Annotated in this window: 13 protein-coding genes; 3 read left to right on the top strand and 10 right to left on the bottom strand. The window is 61.0% G+C overall.

Annotated elements, in window-relative coordinates; translation table 11 throughout:
* Positions 1–210: 210 nt before the first annotated feature.
* Entirely contained in the window at positions 211–1,677 is a 1,467-nt protein-coding gene (pdxR, locus tag MC50_RS15285; protein ID WP_047664322.1) for a MocR-like pyridoxine biosynthesis transcription factor PdxR, read from the top strand.
* A 281-nt stretch (positions 1,678–1,958) separates the two neighbouring features.
* Here the strand turns inward: pdxR and MC50_RS15280 are convergent, their stop codons facing one another.
* The 7 genes from MC50_RS15280 to MC50_RS15250 are packed head-to-tail and all read right to left on the bottom strand — an operon-like array spanning position 1,959 to position 10,009.
* Entirely contained in the window at positions 1,959–3,227 is a 1,269-nt protein-coding gene (locus MC50_RS15280) for a Zn-dependent hydrolase (RefSeq protein WP_047664319.1), read from the bottom strand.
* Positions 3,217–4,401 carry an amidase gene (locus MC50_RS15275; RefSeq protein ID WP_032696448.1) on the bottom strand — a complete coding sequence of 395 codons (1,185 nt, stop codon included), beginning with the start codon at positions 4,399–4,401 and terminating at the stop codon, positions 3,217–3,219. The genes MC50_RS15280 and MC50_RS15275 overlap by 11 nt, the downstream gene beginning before the upstream one ends.
* A gap of 30 nt (positions 4,402–4,431) precedes the next feature.
* Entirely contained in the window at positions 4,432–5,442 is a 1,011-nt protein-coding gene (locus MC50_RS15270) for an ABC transporter ATP-binding protein (RefSeq protein WP_032689013.1), read from the bottom strand.
* Positions 5,432–6,475 (bottom strand): ABC transporter ATP-binding protein, encoded by a 1,044-nt coding sequence (locus MC50_RS15265; protein WP_032689015.1) that lies wholly within the window; start codon positions 6,473–6,475, stop codon positions 5,432–5,434. Before MC50_RS15265 ends, MC50_RS15270 begins: the two co-directional genes overlap by 11 nt.
* Positions 6,476–6,477: 2 nt before the next feature.
* Entirely contained in the window at positions 6,478–7,371 is an 894-nt protein-coding gene (locus MC50_RS15260; RefSeq protein ID WP_032689017.1) for an ABC transporter permease, read from the bottom strand.
* Between the two features lie 2 nt (positions 7,372–7,373).
* The gene (locus MC50_RS15255) at positions 7,374–8,327 is read right to left on the bottom strand and encodes an ABC transporter permease (RefSeq protein ID WP_004859222.1); all 954 of its coding nucleotides are present in this window, start codon (positions 8,325–8,327) and stop codon (positions 7,374–7,376) included.
* Between the two features lie 17 nt (positions 8,328–8,344).
* Positions 8,345–10,009, bottom strand: coding sequence for an ABC transporter substrate-binding protein (locus MC50_RS15250; RefSeq protein WP_032696449.1), 1,665 nt, complete (start codon positions 10,007–10,009; stop codon positions 8,345–8,347).
* A gap of 333 nt (positions 10,010–10,342) precedes the next feature.
* On the opposite strand from MC50_RS15250, the gene MC50_RS15245 reads away from it, so the two are divergent.
* Positions 10,343–11,458, top strand: coding sequence for a YbdK family carboxylate-amine ligase (locus MC50_RS15245; protein WP_047664317.1), 1,116 nt, complete (start codon positions 10,343–10,345; stop codon positions 11,456–11,458).
* 77 nt (positions 11,459–11,535) lie between these two features.
* Positions 11,536–12,264: a phosphodiester glycosidase family protein gene (locus tag MC50_RS15240; RefSeq protein WP_032696451.1), complete on the top strand. Its 729-nt coding sequence runs from the start codon at positions 11,536–11,538 to the stop codon at positions 12,262–12,264.
* Positions 12,265–12,343: 79 nt separating this feature from the next.
* On the opposite strand, the gene MC50_RS15235 is transcribed toward MC50_RS15240, so the two are convergent.
* From MC50_RS15235 to MC50_RS15225, 3 genes are read right to left on the bottom strand one after another with little or no spacing between them, the layout of a single operon-like run.
* Positions 12,344–15,436, bottom strand: a complete 3,093-nt coding sequence (locus MC50_RS15235; RefSeq protein ID WP_047664314.1) for an efflux RND transporter permease subunit — start codon at positions 15,434–15,436, stop codon at positions 12,344–12,346.
* A gap of 13 nt (positions 15,437–15,449) precedes the next feature.
* Positions 15,450–16,529: an efflux RND transporter periplasmic adaptor subunit gene (locus tag MC50_RS15230; RefSeq protein WP_032700612.1), complete on the bottom strand. Its 1,080-nt coding sequence runs from the start codon at positions 16,527–16,529 to the stop codon at positions 15,450–15,452.
* 60 nt (positions 16,530–16,589) lie between these two features.
* Positions 16,590–19,313 carry a cation-transporting P-type ATPase gene (locus tag MC50_RS15225; protein ID WP_046852980.1) on the bottom strand — a complete coding sequence of 908 codons (2,724 nt, stop codon included), beginning with the start codon at positions 19,311–19,313 and terminating at the stop codon, positions 16,590–16,592.
* Between the last annotated feature and the right edge of the window lie 43 nt (positions 19,314–19,356).

The raw sequence follows: 19,356 nt of genomic DNA, 5'->3' as shown, positions 1-19,356 counted from the left end.
CCAGACGTGTTCATTCCCGAACATGAAAAGGTTTTGCAAAACTTGTGCCGACGGAAGTTCCGTTCCGCGACTGATGAATGCGTTTTTACTGTAGGGAGCGTTTTTGTTTTCCGGATAGAGCCAGTTTCGTTGCGTCCGTGTGTCAGACTTTTTCAGGGTGGTATGGAATTTGCTGCAGGGTAGACAGAGTATTCACCTAAGGAGCCCCGCATGATCCGTCACCTTTTGCACGTCGAGTTCGACCAACGTCGCGGTTTACAGGAACAGGTGCGGGAGACGTTGGTTAACGCCATTCTGAGCGGTATCTTTTCCGCCGACACGCCGCTGCCATCCTGTCGTCAGCTGGCCAGCCAGCTGCGGGTGTCGCGCAATACCACGGCGCTGGTATTTGAGAGTCTGGTCAGCGAAGGGTATCTCATCAGCCGCCCGCGCAGCGGATACTATCTGCATCCCGACTATCAGCATTCCGCCGCGACGGTTGCCGTGCAGGGTGCACCGGATGACGAGCGTACTGCACCACGCTGGGGCGCACGACTGCAAATCACCCCCAGCCAGCAGGAGTCGATTCTGAAACCCGCCGGCTGGATGAACTATCGCTATCCGTTTATCTATGGCCAGCCGGATACCCGCCAGTTCCCGCTGACCACCTGGCGTTCGGCGGCCAACTGGCTGCACGGCGGCGTGCGCGATCCGGCCTGGGTCGTCGATCATATCGACCAGGACGTCCCGATGCTGATTGAGCAGATCCGCACCCGGGTGCTGCCCAAGCGCGGCATCGTCGCCGCAGCGGATGAGATCCTGATTACGCTCGGCTCGCAGAACGCGCTCTACCTGCTCACCCGCCTGCTGATGTCGTCCAGAACCCGGGTCGGCGTGGAGAATCCCTGCTTCCGCGAAGCGATTAATACCTTCCTGCTGGCGGACGCCGACATCGTGCCGCACCCGGTGGACGAAGAAGGGATCGTGCTCGACGATGCTCCCTGCGATTACTACTACGTCACCCCCGGCCACCAGGTGCCGACGGGGGTGGCGATGAGCCAGGCGCGGCGCAACCAGCTGCTGGAACATGCGGCCCGCTACGATGCGGTGATCGTTGAAGATGATTACGACTCGGAAAGTAACTTTACCCTCAACCCGCTACCGGCACTGAAAGCCAGCGACCGTAGCGGGCGGGTGATTTACGTCAGCAGCCTGTCGAAGGCGCTCTCTCCCGGCCTGCGGCTGGGATTTATGGTGGCCGACCCGGACCTGATTGATGAAGCCCGCGCGCTGCGGCGGCTGATTTACCGCCACCCGCCCACCAATATTCAGTATCAGATGGCCCATTTTCTCGCCCAGGGGCACTATGAAACCCACCTGCGCCGCTACCACTATGACTCCGCCCAGCGCTGGGAGCGGCTGAATAATGCGCTGCACCGCTACCTGCCGGAGTGCCGAATTATTCCCGGGAGCGAACATGCCAATGCTTTCTGGCTGGCGACACCGAAACAGATCAATACGCAGCAGCTGACCTGGCGTGCCGCCCATGCCGGGGTGCTGATTGAACCCGGCGCGCGCCATTTCCTCAACGCCACGCCGCCGGAAAACTTTTTCCGCATGGGCTTTCACGCCATCAATCCCGATGCGATTGCGCCCGGCGTCGAGGTGCTGTGCCACCAGCTGGCGCAGCTGGAATAGGCAGGCTCCATGGCCTGCCCTCCCCCGGGTAGTGCCGCTTGCGCCTTATCCGGGCTACCATCCCCACCGGTCCGTGGTCTGGGGCAGCACAACGCCGTAGCCCGGCTAAGCGTAGCGCCAGCCGGGGAATTCCGACTCCGGGTTACTGTCGTTGTCATCGCGCGTATGGCGGCGCCTGTGTTTATTCGGGCAACCGCCGTCTCAGCGGTTACGCCACCTACGTATATTGCAGTCCGTAGCCCGGCTAAGCGTAGCGCCAGCCGGGGAATCCCGCTTCCGGGTTACGCCACCTGCGCGTATTGCAGCATGACCTGCAGCAGCACGTTTGCGCCGGCAGCAACGTGTTCCGGCGAGGCATATTCGATTTCGTTATGGCTAATCCCGTCTTTGCAGGGAATAAAGATCATTCCCGTCGGCGCCAGATAGCTCATATACACCGCATCATGCCCGGCACCGGAGACAATCTCCCGCGATGGATAGCCAAGCTGTGCCGCCGCCTCGGCAATGGCCTGCCGGCAATCGGGATGAAACGGCGCCGCCGGATAGTGGCTGACCTCTTTCAACTGTACCGTCAGCCCGCTCTCCTGCTGCACGCGCGCGATAAAGGCGCGCAGCTGGCGGTCCATATCATCCACTGCCGCGTCGCTGAGATTGCGCATATCAATAGAGAACGTCACCTCGCCCGGCACCACGTTGCGACTATTGGGATAGACCTGCACCATCCCGACGGTGCCGCGCCCCTCTTCGCTCCGCCCGGCAATCGCCACCACCTCCTGCATAATCCGCGTCGCCACCTGCAAGGCATCCTGACGCAGACGCATCGGCGTCGGCCCGGCATGTGACTCCTGCCCCGTCACCACGCAATCGTACCAGCGGATCCCCAGCACGCCCTGCACCACGCCGATGATTTTCTCTTCATCTTCAAGGATCGGTCCCTGCTCGATATGGGCTTCAAAGTAGGCGCCGATCGGATGATCGCCGGGAGTCTGGCTGCCGATATAGCCGATACGCGCCAGCTCCTCGCCCACCGTTTTTCCCTGCGCATCCTGCGCGGCATAGATGGTTTCCAGCGGGAATACGCCGGCAAAAACGCCGGACCCCATCATCACCGGCACAAAACGCGAACCTTCTTCATTGGTCCAGAACACCACTTCAATCGGCGCTTCGGTTTCAATATCGAGGTCGTTCAGCGTACGCACGACCTCCAGCGCCGCCAGCACCCCGTAGTTGCCGTCAAATTTCCCGCCGGTAGGCTGAGTATCGATATGGCTGCCGGAGACAATCGGCGGCAGCAGCGGATTGCGCCCTTCCCGGCGCATAAACACGTTACCGATTTTATCAACGGTAACGCTCATCCCCGCCGCTTGCGCCCAGCCGATGACTAAATCTCGTCCCTGTCGGTCGAGATCGGTGAGCGTCAGGCGACAGCAGCCTCCTTTCGGCGTCGCGCCGATTTCCGCCAGCGCCATCAATGAATCCCATAACCGCTCACCGTTAATACGCCAACCCGTCGCCTCGGCAACCGGGGTGAAAAGAACCTCACTGCTCATTTTTGTCTCCTTGCGCGAAGGCAGCGGCCAGCTCCACCAGCAGACGATCGCTGCCGCGCGGCCCTAAAAAAGAGATGCCCAGCGGCAGACCGCCGGCCTGGGCGACCGGCAGCGTCACCTGCGGGCGCCGGGTCATCACCGAAATCAACAATAAATCGTGGGAAAGACGCCGGGTGGTCTCAATCTCCTCAGCCTGCGCCGTCAACAGCGGTGCGCCGTCGGGCACGGTGGGCAGAACCAGTATCGCGTCGCCCAACAGCGCATCCCACCAGTGGGTAACGTGCTCCCGCCGCTGGCAGGCGGCCTCATACTGCGCCGGCGTCACCGCTTTTCCCCATAAGAAGCGTTCACGCACATCCGGTCCCAACTGCAGGCCATAGCGTTCTATCGTCTCCCCCTGCGCCTGCCAGGCCTCGAATCCCTGAATCTGCCGGAAGGCGAGATAGATCTCATCGATGTCCGGCAGCGGCGCATTCAGCGGCGTGATGGCGCCAAACGCGCGCTCAAGCCGCTGCCGAACGGGCAACAATGCCTGCTGGCTGCGCAACGGCAGGCGGGAAAAGAGGGTGTCATGGCACGCCAGCGCCACGCCGGCAATTGCCGGAGGCTTCGCGTCCAGCAGGCAATCAGCGACCGCCCGAAAGACCTCCGGCGTTTGGGCGAAGAAACCGCAGGTGTCCATCGTGGCGCACAGCGGCTGGCAGCCGTCGAGCGAAATGCGCCCGTGCGTGGGGCGCAGACCAAACAAGCCGCAGTAGCTTGCCGGGGTACGCACCGAACCGCCGGTATCGGTACCCAGCGCAAAATCGCACACGCCGTTCGACACCGCCGACGCCGACCCGGATGACGAGCCGCCGGGAATATGGTTCGGCGCGGCGCCGTTGCGCGGCGTCCCGTAATGCACATTGTGGCCGCTCATCGAGTAGGCCAGCTCGCTGGTGTGGGTTTTACCGATAAAACGTGCGCCGTTATCCAGCAGGCGCTGCACCACCGGAGCAGTGCGGCGTTTAATGCCGGAGAGCGCCAGTAAATGCGGGTTACCGCCGCCGGTGGGATAGCCCGCAACATCAAACAGATCTTTGACGGCAAAGGTCATCCCGCTGAGCGGCCCGCTCAGCGCGTGAGGTACCGGCTGCGGCGGGTAAGGCATAAATGCGTGATTATCATCCTGCATGCGTATCACCTCTTTTATTCGACCGATCGTTCAGGCATACAGCGCCGGCTTTTCGACGGCCGTCGTCAGTTCTCGCCAGCGATGACAACTCACCACATGACGCTGGCCAACCTGTTCGGTCACGGGTTGAGTTTGCGTACAAACGGCTCTCGCATGCGGGCAACGGTCGGCGAACGCGCAGCCCGGCGGCAAGCGGGAAAGATCCGGCGGCGAACCGGGAATGCAGTGCAGCGCGTCGCCTTTTTTCAAGCCGTCTTTGGGACGGCTGCCCAGCAGCACCTGGGTATAGGGATGGCGAGGACGGGACAAAATATCCGTCATCGAGGCCTCTTCGACGATCCGCCCGGCGTACATCACCGCCACCCGGTCGGCTATCTCCACCGCGGCGCCAATATCATGAGTCACAAAGATAATCGCCAGGTCGCGCTGCTTTTGCTGTTCGCGCAGCAGGATCAGAATCTGGATCTGCACCGTGGCGTCCAGCGCGGTCGTCGGTTCATCCGCCAGCAGCAGCTGGGGATTACACGACAGCGCCAGGGCAATCATCGCCCGCTGACGCATCCCGCCGGACATCTCATGCGGATAGGCGTCCAGCCGCCGTTCCGGGCTGGGGATCCGCACCTGGCGCAGCGCTTCCAGCGCCCGTTCTTTTGCCGCCTGACGCGATAGCCCTTCATGGCGACGCAGTCCTTCGACGATCTGCTGACCGACGGTATACACCGGGTCAAACGCCAACAGCGGCTCCTGGAAAATCATCGCGCAGCGGGCGCCGCGATAGGCCCGCAGCCGGGAAGCGCTCATCTTCAGCACCTCCTCATCGCCGACGCGTAGCGTCCCCGAGAGCACGCTGCTTGTTGGCGGATGCAGGCGCATCAGCGCCCTCAACGTGACGCTTTTACCGGACCCCGACTCACCGATCAGCGCCATCACTTCGCCTTTATGGACATCAAAAGAGACGCCGTTAACCGCATTCACCGTCTGGCCATCGCGGCGAAATTCCACCCGCAGATCGCGAATATGGACAAAAGCCTCATGCGACATGACTCACCTCCTGAATGGCGATGTTCTGATGCCAGGGCGACGACGGCTGGGCCATCAGGCAGGCGCTTTGATGCCCCTCGCCGACGCTTTCGAGCTTCGGTTTCACCTCGGAGCACACCGCTCTGGCGTGCGGACAGCGGGTATGAAACCGACAGCCGGCAGGCGGTGATATCGGGCTCGGCGGATCGCCGTTCAGTGGCGAGGTCAGGGTGCGGTTTTGCGGGTCCATCGATGGCATCGAGCTGAGCAATGCGCGGGTATAAGGATGAGCAGAGCGGGTAAACAACTGTTCCGCCGGCCCAATTTCCACCACCTCGCCGAGATACATCACCAGAATGCGATCCGACAACCAGCGCACCACGTGCAGATCGTGGCTGATAAACACATAGGTCAGCTCAAGGGTGCGCTTGAGCTCCTGCAACAGCTGCAGAACCTGCGCCTCTACCGATTTATCCAGCGCCGACACCGCCTCGTCGAGAATCACCAGCCGCGGCTTCATTGCCAGAGCGCGGGCGATGTTGACGCGCTGACGCTGGCCGCCGGAGAGCGCATGTGGATAGCGGTGAGCAAAACGTTCGGGTTCGAGGCCAACGTGGGCCAGCAGATAGCGCGCATATTCGCTGGCATCTTTGGCGCTCACTCCGTGTACGCGCTGGCCGAAAGCGATACTCTCCTCCATCGTCATACGCGGATTGAGCGAAGCATAGCTATCCTGAAACACCATCTGTACCTGACGACGATACTCTTTCATCGGCAGGCGCGAGGAGCCCACCGTCAGGCCATCAAAGATAAGCTCGCCGCTGTCCTGATTAAGCAGCTGCATCAGCAGGCGCGCCGTCGTCGATTTGCCGCAGCCGGACTCCCCTACCACGCCCAGCGTTTCACCTTTCATCACCGTAAAGCTGACGTTATCCACCGCCTGCACCACTTCACGGCTTTTTGCGCCACCGGCACGAAAATACTTCAACAGCTGATTGACCTTCAGCAGCGGCTGAGCCGGGCCGCCAAGGTCGATATTGATAAAAGGTTGCATCGTTACTCCTTAATCGCCATCGCCGTGCGCAGGCGGTCAGCGAGGATGTTGAACGAAATGGAGGTGATAAAAATCATCAGTCCCGGCAGGGCCGCCACCCACGGCTGGGTGTAGATGGCCGTGCGTAAGGTGTTGAGCATCAATCCCCATTCTGGCTCCGGCGGCCGCACGCCCAGGCCAAGAAAAGAGAGGCCGGAGGCGAGGATCATGCACACCGAAATCAGGCCGGTGGAGAAGACAAAAATCGGCCCCAGCACGTTGCCGAGGACCTGGACGCGAATAATGGTAAAGGCGCTGGCCCCGGTAGCGCGGGCGGCCTCGATATAGTCCATATGGCGGACCTGGGCGGTGACGCTTTCCGCAATCCGCGCCACCTGCGGCACGAACACCAGCGTCAGCGACAGCAGCGCATTGCCAATCCCCGCCCCCAGCGCGCCGGAGAGCGCAATCGCCAGCAGCACTGAAGGGAAAGCGTAAAACACGTCGACGGTGCGCATAATCAGGGTATTGGTTTTCCCCCCCGTATAGCCGGCGATAATGCCGATGGCGCCGCCGATGAAAAAGGCGAACACCACCGGAACAATGCCCATAAACAGCGACAGCCGGGCGCCGAGAATCAGGCGCGACAGCATATCGCGGCCGAGTTCATCAGAACCCAGTACAAAGCCGTCGCTGCCGATAGGTTTAAGGCGTAAAAACATCGAGGTCTGATAAGGGTCTTTGACTATCAGCCACGGGCCAAACAGCGCCAGCGCCAGCAGCAGCAAAATGATGGCGCCGACGATCAGGCCGCCAGGATCGCGCAGCAGGCGGCGAAACACGCCGCGCCAGTAGCCCTGCCGGGCAGCCAGAACCGGAGAAACCGGCGCCATTTTCGTCGTCGCGGTATCCACCATAGTCAGCTCCTCTTAATTCGCGGATCGAGGGTGGTTTGCAGAATATCCACCAGCAGATTGAGCAGCACAAAAAACAGCGCCAGCACCCAGATAGTTCCCTGTAGCAACGGCAGGTCGCGCTGGAAAATCGCCGTATTCAGCAGCAGACCGGTCCCCGGCCAGGAGAAGACCGTTTCAACGAGAATCGAGCCGCCCATCAAATACCCCACCTGCAGCCCCATCACCGCCAGCGCGGTCGGCGCGGCGTTTTTCACCACGTGGAGGAAGATGCGCGATTCGTTCAGCCCGCGGGCACGCAGGCCGACGATAAACTCCTGACTAAGAATGTCCGCCACCTGCGAACGCACGGTGCGGGCGATAATCCCGGTCGGGATCACCGACAGCGTAATCGCCGGCAGCAGCATGAACTGCAGATGCTCCCGGTCCCACTGCCAGCCAATCTCGCCAATCGGTCCGCCGCCGGTGGCCGGCAGCAGGGAGAATTTGACGCTGAAGACGATGACCAGCAGCATTCCCAGCCAGTAATGCGGCACGCTGACGCCGAAAACCGACAGCAGTGACGCCAGGCGGTCAACGATGCTGTTACGAAAATAGCCGGCGACAAAACCAAACAGGCTGCCCAGCACAAAGCCGATAATGGTTGCCAGCAGCGCCAGACGCAGCGAATAGCTGACCGCCGTCAGCACTTCGCCCAGCACCGGCCGGCCCGTCGCCACCGACATGCCTAAATCCCCATGCAGCGCCCGCCATAGCCAGTGCACGAACTGCAGCGGCAGCGGTTTATCAAAGCCATAGGCCTGCATTAATGTCTGGCGCAGCGCCTCGGAGGCATCCGGCGGCATCACCGAGACCAGCGGGTCGCCCGGGGCGATCTGCACCAGCATAAAACAGATCAGCGCCACGCCGAGCATCGTCGGAATGGCCAGCAGAATGCGGTATAGCAGCGTATTGATCATCTGTTCCCCCTGTGCGGTTACTCTTTCTTACTCACCAGGCTGAGATCGATAAACCAGCTTTGTGGCTGGACCACCCCGGTCACCGCAGGCGATATGGCGCGCGGCCCGACGTCATGGGCGACAAACAGGAACGGCACCTGATCCACCAGCGCCGCGTGCAGCTCTCCGGCGGCTTTATCCATCTCCGCAGGGGTAAAGGCGTGCTTCACCGCCGTCGCCAGCTTTTCCGTCTCCGGCGTCGAGAAGTAGCCCCAGTTGGTGGCGACCGGCGGGAAAGCTTTGGCGGTCGAGAAGCGGATCAGGCCGAAGTAAGGATCGTTGACCGCGGCGCTGACGTTGATCGCATCGATCCCCTTCGCCGAGGGATCTTTTGCCCCCAGACGCCAGTTGGTAAACAGGGTGTTCCATTCCGTCACTTTGATATCGACATTGAAGAAGCAGCTTTTCAGGCTCTGCTGGATATATTCATTCATCGGCAGCGGCTGCATCTGCCCGGAGCCGGAAGCGGAAGTCGCCACCGTGACGTGCAGCGGTTTTGCGGCGCTAAATCCGGCCTCGGTCATCAGTTTGCGGGCGCTGTCCGGGTCGTATTTGATCTGGAAAGTGGGTTTGCCGTGCCACGGACTGTCGGCTTCATAGACACCGGTCGCTTCGGTCATGTAGCCGCCGAGATAGCTTTTGAGTTCGGCGCGGTTAAGACACAGGTTGGCGGCTTTGCGCACGCGAATATCTTTCCACGGCGAGCCTTCTGCAAAGGAGAACTGCCACGGCCACAGGTGCGGCTGGGTGTTGGCGTAGATTTTAAACCCCTGGGCTTTAATCTGATCGACCGAATCCGGCGCCGGGGCTTCAATCCAGTCCACCTGTTTTGACAGCAGCGCGGCGGTACGAGCATTGGCCTCCGGCAGCGGGATCAGCACCACTTTATCGACCCGCGGAATGCGCGCTTTATTCCAGTAATCCGGGTTTTTATCGAGAATCAGCTGCTGGCGCGGAACCAGTTTTTCCATTTTAAAGGGACCGCTGCCCACCGCCTGAGCAGCGAACGCCGTCCACGCCTGCTTGCTGCGGGCCGCCGCATCGCCGATGCTGGCCGGCACCGCGTCATACTGTTTTTGCCAGGCCGTCGGCGAGACAATAAACAGGTTGGTGATGTTGTACGGCAGCAGTGCATCCGGCTCGGAGGTGGTCAGCGCGACCGTATATTGATCGATTTTTTCCGCGCCGATCAGCGTCGGCATACGGGACAGCGTGTTGCCAATCTGCCCCGGCGCATATTGCGGCGCAGCTTTGTTCAGCACCTTATCGACGTTCCAGACGATAGCGTCGGCGTTCACCTCGCTGCCATCATGAAACTTCACGCCGGGTCGCAGGGTAAAAATCCAGCGACTTTGATTCTGCGGGTCAACGTGCCACTCCGTCGCCAGGCCCGGAACCAGGCCACTGGGCTTTTCGCCCTGCGAAAGATCCCACTCGACCAGGGCATCGTACAGCGGGATACCGGTGAAGCGGTTGCCTTCATATCCTTGATCGGGCTGCCCAAGCGTCAGGGGGATATCGGCGGCGGTCATGGCGATCCGCAGAGTAGAGGCACTGGACTGCAGGGAGGCAAAGAGCGCCAGCGCGCCGCTGACAGCAACGGCAAGATGACGTTTGCGCAAAAGTACGGTGTTATTTAGCATCACATTGTCCCTGTTAAATAAAAGTCGTTATTTAACAGGCAAGATGCATACCAGTTTATCAGTGCGAAAAATAAGTATGAAAGCGCTTATAAAATAAGAGCAACCTATTATATCCAAATGATTTTAATTGAAAAAATAAACAACTCTTATCTTTACGCACCACCAGAGTGAAAGAGGTTGCACAATTGCACCAGCCTGTTTATTGCCGCACGGGCGAAGCCGGATAATCACTTAGCCTCACGTTTTATAAAATAAATTCATCATTTCCGCGCGGTTATCAGCCCGCAGCGAAGCCATCTATACTTCGTTTATCGCGCTAATCAGGGAGTCACCATGCCGCTACCCGACTTTCACCGCTCCGCCCCCTTCACCCTCGGGATTGAACTGGAGCTTCAGGTGGTCAATCCGCCTGGCTACGACCTGAGCCAGGACTCCTCGCTGCTTATCGACGACGTGAAGAGCGGACTGAGCGTCGGTGAGGCTAAACATGACATCACCGAAAGCATGCTGGAAATCGCCACCGGAGTTTGTCGCGATATCCACCAGGCCGCGACGCAGCTGGGCACCATCCAGCAAGCGGTTTTACGCGCGGCCGCCCGGCACCATCTGCAAATCTGCGGCGGCGGCACCCACCCTTTCCAGACCTGGCAGCGCCAGCAAATCAGCGATAATCCGCGCTATCTGAAAACCGTGGAGCACTTCGGCTATCTGGCGCAGCAGGCCACGATATTCGGCCAGCACGTCCATGTTGGCTGCCAGAACGGCGATGATGCGATTTATCTTTTGCATGGGCTGTCGCGCTTCGTTCCGCATTGTATTGCGCTGAATGCGGCCTCGCCGTGGCTCGACGGTGCCGACAGCGGTTTTGCCTGTTCGCGTCTGAATCTGTTCGCCGCGTATCCTGACAACGGGCCGATGCCGTGGGTCAACAGCTGGCAGGAGTTTACCCGCCTGTTCCGGCGTCTCAGCTATACCAGCATGATCGACAGTATGAAGGATCTGCACTGGGATATTCGCCCCAGCCCCCGTTTTGGCACCGTCGAAGTACGGGTGATGGATACCCCGCTCACTCTCGCGCAGGCCATCAATGCCGCCGGATTCATCCAGACTCTCGCCTGCTGGCTGCTGACGGAGAGGCCGTTTAAACCGCACCCCGATGACTATCTGCTGTACCCTTTTAACCGCTACCAGGCCTGTCGCTACGGGCTGGAGGGCATTAATACCGATGTGCACAGCGGCGAGCAGCGCCAGCTTCGCGAGGAGATTTTACAGCTGATCCCCCGCCTCATGCCCTACGCCGATCGCCTCAATGCCGCCAGCGCCCTTGAGGCGATCGGGCGCCAGCTGCAGCAGGAGAAGAGCGAAGCCCGGCAGATGCGTGAGTTTGTCGCCGGCGGCGGCTCGCTGCTCGGTCTGGTGCAAAAGCACTGCGAAATCTGGGCGGCATAGTCCGGCAAAAAGGTATACTGCGGCCAATATTGATTTCGCCGCCCCGCCTCTTCCTGCGGCATACCTGGAACGTTCTCATGACTTTTCGCCTCCTGCCGCTGCTGCCAGCGCTGCTGCTTCCCCTCTCCGCGTTGGCCAGCGGAAAATGCACCCTCACCGACCCGTCGCTGACGCTACAAAGCTATAGCGTCAATCCGCAGCGCGAGCGCATCGCGATGTACTGGAAAAAAACGGATGGCGAGGCCTTCGGATCGCTGCGGGCGCTGCTGGCGGATATCAATCAGGATGGGCGCGTGCAGATGGCGATGAACGGCGGTATTTACGCCAGGAGCTACGCGCCGCTGGGGCTGTATATCGAAAAGGGGGTGCAGAAGGTTCCGCTTAATCGCGCTTCCGGCGGCGGCAACTTTTTTATCCGCCCCGGCGGGGTGTTTTATCTGCAAGGCGAGCGGGCGAGGATCGTCAGTATCGACAAATTTAAGCCGACGCCGGGTATTGATTACGCCGTACAGTCCGGCCCAATGCTGATTGAAAACGGCACAATAAACTGGCGCCTGAAGCCGTCTGCCGGCTCACGCAAGCTGCGCAATGGCGTCGGTATCACCCGGCAGGGCCAGGTGATTTTTATGCTCAGCGATCGCGAAACCAACTTCTACGATTTCGCCTGCTACGCGCAGTCAAAGCTCAACGTGCGGCAGATGCTCTATCTCGACGGCACCATTTCAAAGATGTACCGACAAGGCGGCAGCATACCGTGGCAGTATCACCCGTTCGTCACCATGATTGCGGTGGAGACGAAACAGTAAATGAACCCGGCCCGGTCAGAGCCCCGGGCCGCGGCGTCAACGTCTGACTCCGGACCGCACAACGCCAGCCACGGAGCGCCTACATCCGGCGATGGCCCCACTCGCGTAAACGCTGGAACAGCACGAACAGCGACGGAATAAACACAATCCCGATCGCCGTCGCCACCAGCATGCCGCTGAACACCGTGGTGCCGATAATCCGGCGACTCTGCGCCCCGGCGCCGGTGGCCAGCATCATCGGCATAATACCGATAATAAAGGAGACGGCGGTCATCAACACCGCCCGAAAACGCCGGGTGGCCCCCTCGCGGGCAGCATCCACAACCGACATCCCCTCTTCCCGTCTGGCCCGGGCAAACTCGACGATTAATATCGCGTTTTTCGCCGCCAGCGCGATTAACAACACCAGCCCTATCTGCACATACACATCGTTGGCATAGCCGGCTATCCATAGCCACAGCAGCGCCCCGGCGATAGCGAACAGCACCGACAGCATCACGCTGGCCGGCAGCGTCCAGCTTTCATACTGGGCGACGAGGAACAACCACGCCATCGCCACCGCCGCCAGGACTATCCAGATGGCCTGGTTGCCGGTCTGCTGCTCCTGCCAGGAGATGCCGCTCCACGCGTAATCATACCCCTGCGGCAAATTCGTCAGCAGAATGTGCTCCATCACCGCCATCGCCGTGCGGCTGCTGACGCCCTGCGCCGCGGAGCCGCTCACCGACACCGACGGGAACTGGTTGTACTGCTGAATAAACGGCGCGCCGACGGTGGGGGTCACGGTCACCAGATTACTCAGTCGAATCCGCTCGCCGTGATGACTTCGCACGTACAGCTCGCCGATCTGTTCCGCCCGCTCGCGCCACTGCATCTCGTTTTGCACCACCACCGGGTAGACGCGATTGTTGATGCTGAAATCTCCGGCGCGCGTCCCGCCAAACGCCGTTTGCAGACTATTGAAGATCCGCGATACCGGCACATCCAGCCGCGACGCCTGGTCACGGTCGACCTTGAGCGTCAGCTGCGGCACGTTGCTACTCCAGGTGGTAAACACCTGGCTCAGCTGCGGATGCTGGTTCGCCATCCGCAGCACCTGACGCGTTACCTGCTCCAGCTCGGCTGAGGATTGCCCGGCCTGTGCCAGGATGCGTAAATTGAACCCGGACGCATTGCCCAGTCCCGGCAACGTGGGCGGCGCAAAGGCCATAATGGTCGCCTCCGGCAGGCCCATCAGCTGCCCCTGCAATTTGCCCATCACCTCATTCAGCGGCGGCCGCTGATGCCACTCTTTCAGCATCACCGAGATAAAGCCGCCGTTGGAGGCGCTGGTACCGTTGAGAATATTAAAGCCGGACACCTGAATCACATCCTCAACCGCAGAATTAGCCAGCAGCAGCTCGCGCGCCTGGGCCATTACCGCTTCGGTACGCTCCAGCGACGCCGCCTCCGGCAGCTGTACGCTGGCAAAGAAATAGCCCTGATCCTCCTGCGGCAGAAAGCCTTTCGGCATCTGGCTAAAGCTGAAGGCCACCAGACCGGCGGCGGCGAGCGTCGCCACCAGCGCCAGCCACAGACGACGGTTCATCCATTCGACCAGCGCACCGTAGCCGTCACGCAGCGTCGCCAGGGCGCAGTTAAAAGCCCGCCAGATGGCGGCAGGCTGCGCGGGACGCGGGCGCAGCAGCAGCGCGCACAGCGCAGGCGTCAGGGTGAGCGCGACGATGCTCGACACCGTCACCGCCGTCGACAGCGTGACGGCAAACTGGCGATACAGCTCACCGACAATCCCCGGCAGGAGCGCCACCGGAACAAACACCGCCAGCAGCACCAGCGTTGTGGCGATCACCGGCCCGGCGATTTGCCGTAGCGCCAGCGCGGTCGCCTCCGCGCGCCCCACGCCTTCGGCGAGATGGGTTTCTACGCTCTCGACCACCACGATGGCATCATCGACCACCATGGTCAGGGCGAGAATAATGGCGAATAAACTCAGCGTATTGGCGCTATAGCCCAGCAGATAAAGCACGGCAAAGCTGCCAATCAGCGACACCGGGATCGCCAAAGTGACAATCAGCGTGGCCCGCCAGCTTTGCAGAAACAGCGATACCACCGCCACCACCGCCAGCAGGGTCAGCGCCAGCGAAACGCCAATCTCTTTAATCGTCGCCGCCACAAAGCGCGTCGTATCGAACTTCACCTCCCAGGTCAGATCCGCCGGAAAGCGGCTGTGCAGGCGGGTCAGTTCGGCGCGCACCGCATTGGCGACCTGCAGGGCGTTGGCGGTTGGCGTCGGATAGATACCGAGATAGGCGGAGTCTTTGCCGTTCAGCTGCGCGCCGGAACTGTAGCTGCGCGCCCCCAGTTCAATAGTGGCCACTTCGGCGAGGCGAACCAGCTGACCGTGTTCCCCGCTGCGGATCGCTATCTGGCTGAAGCTTTCCGCATCGCTCAAGCGGCCGATGCCGTTGATGGTCAGCGTCTGCTGCTGACCGTTGAACACCGGCGGCGTGCCTACCTGCCCCGCCGCCCCCTGCACGTTCTGCTCCCGCAGCGCCTGAGCGATATCGTCGGTCGTCACATTCAGCGCGTTCATGCGATCGGGGCGCAGCCAGACGCGCATGCTGTAATCACGGGCGCCGAACATCTGCACTTCGCCGACGCCCGGCAGACGGGCCAGCGCCTCGCGCACCTGGGTGCTGGCGTAGTTGCTGACGAACAGCGGAGAGAGCGTCTCCAGCGGCGAGTACAGGCTGACGCCCATCAGCAGGTTGCTCGCCCGCTTGCGCACCTGTACGCCGTTCTGCTGTGCATCGACGGGGAGTTGCGCCACCGCCTGCGATACCCGGTTTTGCACGTCAATCGCCGCCAAATCGGCATCGGTGCCTGCCGCAAAGGTCAGGCTCAAGCTGTAGCTACCGTCATCGGAACTGGTGGACTCCATATACAACATATGGTCAACGCCGTTGAGCTGGGTCTCCAGCGGCGCAGCGATAGCCTCGGCGACGTCCGCCGCGCTGGCCCCCGGCCAGCTGGCGCTGACGTTGACCACCGGCGGCGTAATCTGCGGATATTGCTCCACCGGAATCAGCTTCAGCGATACCGCGCCGATAAAGGTCAGCAGCAGCGCAATCACCATCGCAAAACGCGGGCGACGAATAAAAAACGTCAGCATCCCTTCTCCTTCCTTATTTCAGCAACTGAACGGCTGCGCCGTCATGCAGACGCTGCGCGCCGTCGGTCACCACGCGCTCGCCCGCTTGCAGACCGTTCGCCACAACAAACTGCTGCCCCTGCTGGCCGCCCGATATCAAACGGCGCAGCGCAACGGTGTTATGTTCCGTCACCACCCAGCTATAAAACCCCTGCGCATCCTGCTGGACGGCGGCAACCGGGATCATCAGACTCTCCTGCGCCTGTCGCGGGCGAAGAATGACCGGCACGTTGCCGCCCGGCAGCAGGCGATGCTGCGGATTGGCGAATTCGGCGCGCAGCACTACGCTGGCGGTGCGGGTATCAATCCGGTTATCGACCGAGGTCAACACCCCGTCTTCCCGCCTGCCGTCGGGTTCAATCTGCGCCAGCCACGCCTGTTTCAGCGCGCCGATATCGGCATGCTGCCCGGCTTTACTGTAAAAGGCGGCTTCATCTAAGGCGAAAGAGACGCGAATCGGGTCGAGCTGGACGATATCCACCAGCATGCCGCTGGTCGGCCCCACCAGGCTGCCGACGTGAAAGCGGCTGTGGCCAATGCGTCCGCTGACCGGGGAGTCGATGCGCGTATACTCCAGCGTAATTTGCTGCGTGGTGACGCGCGCCTTCGCCTGCTCCACGGCGGCGGCGGCCACATCGCGCTGCATCCGGGCGTTATCGACATCGTTGCGGCTGATGGAGTGATTGTTTTTCAGCTGTTGATAGCGGGTCAGCAGCTGCTGGGCCTGACGCAGCGAAGCCTGCGCGCTTTTCAGCTCGGCCTCGGCCAGCGCCAGCGCAGCCCGGGGTTGGGCATCATCGAGGGTGAACAGCCGATCGCCTTTCCTGACGTACTGCCCGTCCTGAAAGTGGCGCTGCACAATGGTTCCCTCCGTGCGCGCGCGGATCTCCACGTCATGAATCGCTTCAATACGGCCGGGAAGCGGACGTTCAGCCACATGCGGCAGCAGCTGAACGACGGTCGCGCGTACCGGGATGGCGGGCGCGGCGGTGGCCGTCAGGGCGCAGCCTGCCAGGCCAAAGGTCAGGAAGACCAGGCGCAAAATGTTTCTCATCAGGATTCCTTGCTGGCGGTGCGGCGTCCCTCCCCTGAACGGAGAGGGACGCCGGGCGGATCAGGCGGTTTTACGTAACGGGCGGGTCAGACGCTTCTCGACTTCCACCACCAGGAACATCACGATGGCAATCGCCAGGGTGATAAACCAGTAGCGCAGCGGCAGCGACTCGGTGCCAAACATCGTCTGCATAAACGGCAGGTAGATAATCGCCAGCTGCAGGAGCAGCAGCACGCCGCTGACCAGCCAGATGCCTTTGTTGCGCAGCAGGCCGGTATTTAATGAGAAGCCCTCGCTACGGCGGCAGTTAATCATGTACACCCACTGCGCGGTCACCAGCATCTGTAACAGCACGGTGCGGATAAACTCGGCGCTATGGCCGCGCGGCGCCAGCCAGGCTTCAAGAATAAAGGCGGCGACGGCAATCATGGTTCCGACGAAGGCGACGCGCCAGATGGCAAAGCCATCCATGACGTGCTGGCCGGTTTTCCGCGGCGGACGGTTCATGACGTTGCGCTCCGCGGCTTCGAAAGCGAGACCGAAAGAGAGCGTGGCGGAGGTCGCCATGTTCATCCACAAAATCAACACCGGCGTCAGCGGAATAATGTTCCCCGCCAGCAGAGCAATGATAATCAGCAGCCCCTGCGCCAGGTTAGTGGGCATAATAAACAGAATCGTTTTCTTCAGGTTGTCGTAGACGCGACGTCCCTCTTTCACCGAGCTGGCAATGGTGGCGAAGTTGTCGTCCGTCAGCACCATGTCGGCCGCCTCTTTGGTGACTTCAGTGCCTTTGATCCCCATCGCAATACCGACGTCGGCCTGACGCAGCGCCGGGGCATCGTTTACGCCGTCACCGGTCATGCCGACGACTTCACCGGTATCCTGCAGCGCTTTGACCAACCGCAGCTTATGCTCCGGACTGGTACGGGCAAAAATGTCGTACTCCACGGCGGCTTTCGCCAGTTCGCCATCATCCATGTGCTCCAGCTGATAGCCGGTCATCGCCTGATGGCTGTTGGTGATCCCCAGCATCTGGCCGATGCTCATTGCCGTCTGCGGGTGATCGCCGGTGATCATTTTCACGCGGATCCCTGCGGTCTGGCAGGCGTGAATCGCATCAATGGCCTCCGGACGTGGCGGATCCATCATCCCGGCGATGCCGAGGAACACCAGGCCCTCGCGCAGATCGTCGTGGGTCAGCGTCGTGCTGCCGGCCCGCGCCGGTTTACAGGCGGCGGCAACCATGCGCAGCCCCTGGCTGGCGAAGCGAGAGATCTCATCCTCCCAGTACTGGCGATCGAACGGCGCCGTGCCCTGCCTGGTCATCTGCTCGCGGCACATCGCGAAAATCACATCCGGGGCGCCGGTGATCAGCACGCGCTCAGCGGTGTCGATTCTCTGCTGCGTCGCCATGTACTTATACTGTGAATCAAACGGAATTTTGGCAATCAGCTGCGTCGCAACCGACGGCAGCTTTGCCTTCGCCGCCAGCACTTTTAACGCCCCTTCGGTCGGTCCGCCGGTGATGCCCCACAGGCCGCGCGCATCCTGCACCAGTTGGCTATCGTTGCACAGGTCAATGGTGCGCAGATACGTTTCCAGCACGCTTCCGGCATGAACCTGTACCGGCTCATCGCTGCCTTCCAGATAGATATTGCCCTGTGGCTCATAGCTGTCCCCCTCAACCCGGTAGCAGCAGTCGGCCGTGATAATCGCTTTGACCGTCATTTCATTCATGGTCAGCGTTCCGGTTTTATCCGAACAGACCACGGTCATCGCGCCCAGCGTTTCTACCGTCGGGAGCTTGCGAATAATGGCGTGTTTGCGCGCCATCGCCTGCACCCCGAGGGAGAGAATGATCGAGATAATCGCCGGCAGACCTTCCGGGACCGCCGCGACGGCCAGGCTAATCAGGGAGAGCAGCAGCTCCCCCATGGGGATATCACGCAGGGCCAGGCTGAAGACGAACAGCGCCGCCATCATGGCGAGGATAATGACGAAAATGGCTTTACCCAGCTTATCCATCTGCACCAGCAGCGGCGTGCGATGCTTCTCGATACCGGCCATCATCTGGTTGATGTGCCCAAGCTCCGTATCCTGCCCGGTCGCCGTCACGACGCCGACGCCACCGCCGGCGCTGATGGTGGTACCGGAAAACACCATGTTGGTCCGGTCGCCCAGCGGCAGCTCGCCTTGTAGCGCATCGGTGATTTTATCCACCACCGTTGATTCGCCGGTCAGGATCGCCTCTTCTACGCGCAGGTTATGGGTTTCGATAAGGCGCATATCCGCCGGAACGCGGTCACCCGCCCGCAGAATAACGATATCTCCCGGCACCAGGTCGCGAGTGGGCAGGGTTTCGTGTTTACCATTGCGCTGCACCCGGGCGTTGCTGGAGAGCATATTGCGGATCCCCTGCAGGGATTTCTCGGCGTTGCTCTCCTGCACGTGGCCGATCAGGGCGTTAATGACCGTGACGCCGAGGATAACCAGGGTATCGACCCAGTGCCCCATCACCGCCGTCAGCGCCGCCGCGGCCAGCAGGACGAAAATCAGCACGTCGTTAAAGTGGGCCAGGAAACGCAGCCAGGCCGGCTTGCTTTTCTTTTCCGGCAGCGCGTTAGGGCCAAAGGAGGCCAGGCGCTCCGCAGCCTCGGCGGAGCGCAATCCCTCGGCGCGACTGTTTTTCTGCGCCAGTACCTGTTCAACGGTCTGCCGGTAGGCTGGCTGCGGTGCAGTGTCTCCCGCAGGAGGCGAATTATGGGGGTGATAGATTTTGGTCAAATTAAATTTTCCTTATAAATTCCGTTATTCGGAAAGCCTGAAA

It is taken from the genome of Klebsiella planticola, from assembly GCF_000783935.2.
GTDB classification, from domain to species: domain Bacteria; phylum Pseudomonadota; class Gammaproteobacteria; order Enterobacterales; family Enterobacteriaceae; genus Klebsiella; species Klebsiella planticola.
The sequence above is the reverse complement of the archived record's forward strand: the minus strand, read 5'-3'. Positions and strand labels throughout refer to the sequence as shown.

What these genes read in the sequence shown, in the direction of transcription:
- pdxR (WP_047664322.1), top strand. Translation starts at nt 211, where the DNA reads ATGATCCGTCACCTTTTGCACGTCGAGTTCGACCAACGTCGCGGTTTA.
- MC50_RS15280 (WP_047664319.1), bottom strand. Translation starts at nt 3,227, where the DNA reads ATGAGCAGTGAGGTTCTTTTCACCCCGGTTGCCGAGGCGACGGGTTGG.
- MC50_RS15275 (WP_032696448.1), bottom strand. Translation starts at nt 4,401, where the DNA reads ATGCAGGATGATAATCACGCATTTATGCCTTACCCGCCGCAGCCGGTA.
- MC50_RS15270 (WP_032689013.1), bottom strand. Translation starts at nt 5,442, where the DNA reads ATGTCGCATGAGGCTTTTGTCCATATTCGCGATCTGCGGGTGGAATTT.
- MC50_RS15265 (WP_032689015.1), bottom strand. Translation starts at nt 6,475, where the DNA reads ATGCAACCTTTTATCAATATCGACCTTGGCGGCCCGGCTCAGCCGCTG.
- MC50_RS15260 (WP_032689017.1), bottom strand. Translation starts at nt 7,371, where the DNA reads ATGGTGGATACCGCGACGACGAAAATGGCGCCGGTTTCTCCGGTTCTG.
- MC50_RS15255 (WP_004859222.1), bottom strand. Translation starts at nt 8,327, where the DNA reads ATGATCAATACGCTGCTATACCGCATTCTGCTGGCCATTCCGACGATG.
- MC50_RS15250 (WP_032696449.1), bottom strand. Translation starts at nt 10,009, where the DNA reads ATGCTAAATAACACCGTACTTTTGCGCAAACGTCATCTTGCCGTTGCT.
- MC50_RS15245 (WP_047664317.1), top strand. Translation starts at nt 10,343, where the DNA reads ATGCCGCTACCCGACTTTCACCGCTCCGCCCCCTTCACCCTCGGGATT.
- MC50_RS15240 (WP_032696451.1), top strand. Translation starts at nt 11,536, where the DNA reads ATGACTTTTCGCCTCCTGCCGCTGCTGCCAGCGCTGCTGCTTCCCCTC.
- MC50_RS15235 (WP_047664314.1), bottom strand. Translation starts at nt 15,436, where the DNA reads ATGCTGACGTTTTTTATTCGTCGCCCGCGTTTTGCGATGGTGATTGCG.
- MC50_RS15230 (WP_032700612.1), bottom strand. Translation starts at nt 16,529, where the DNA reads ATGAGAAACATTTTGCGCCTGGTCTTCCTGACCTTTGGCCTGGCAGGC.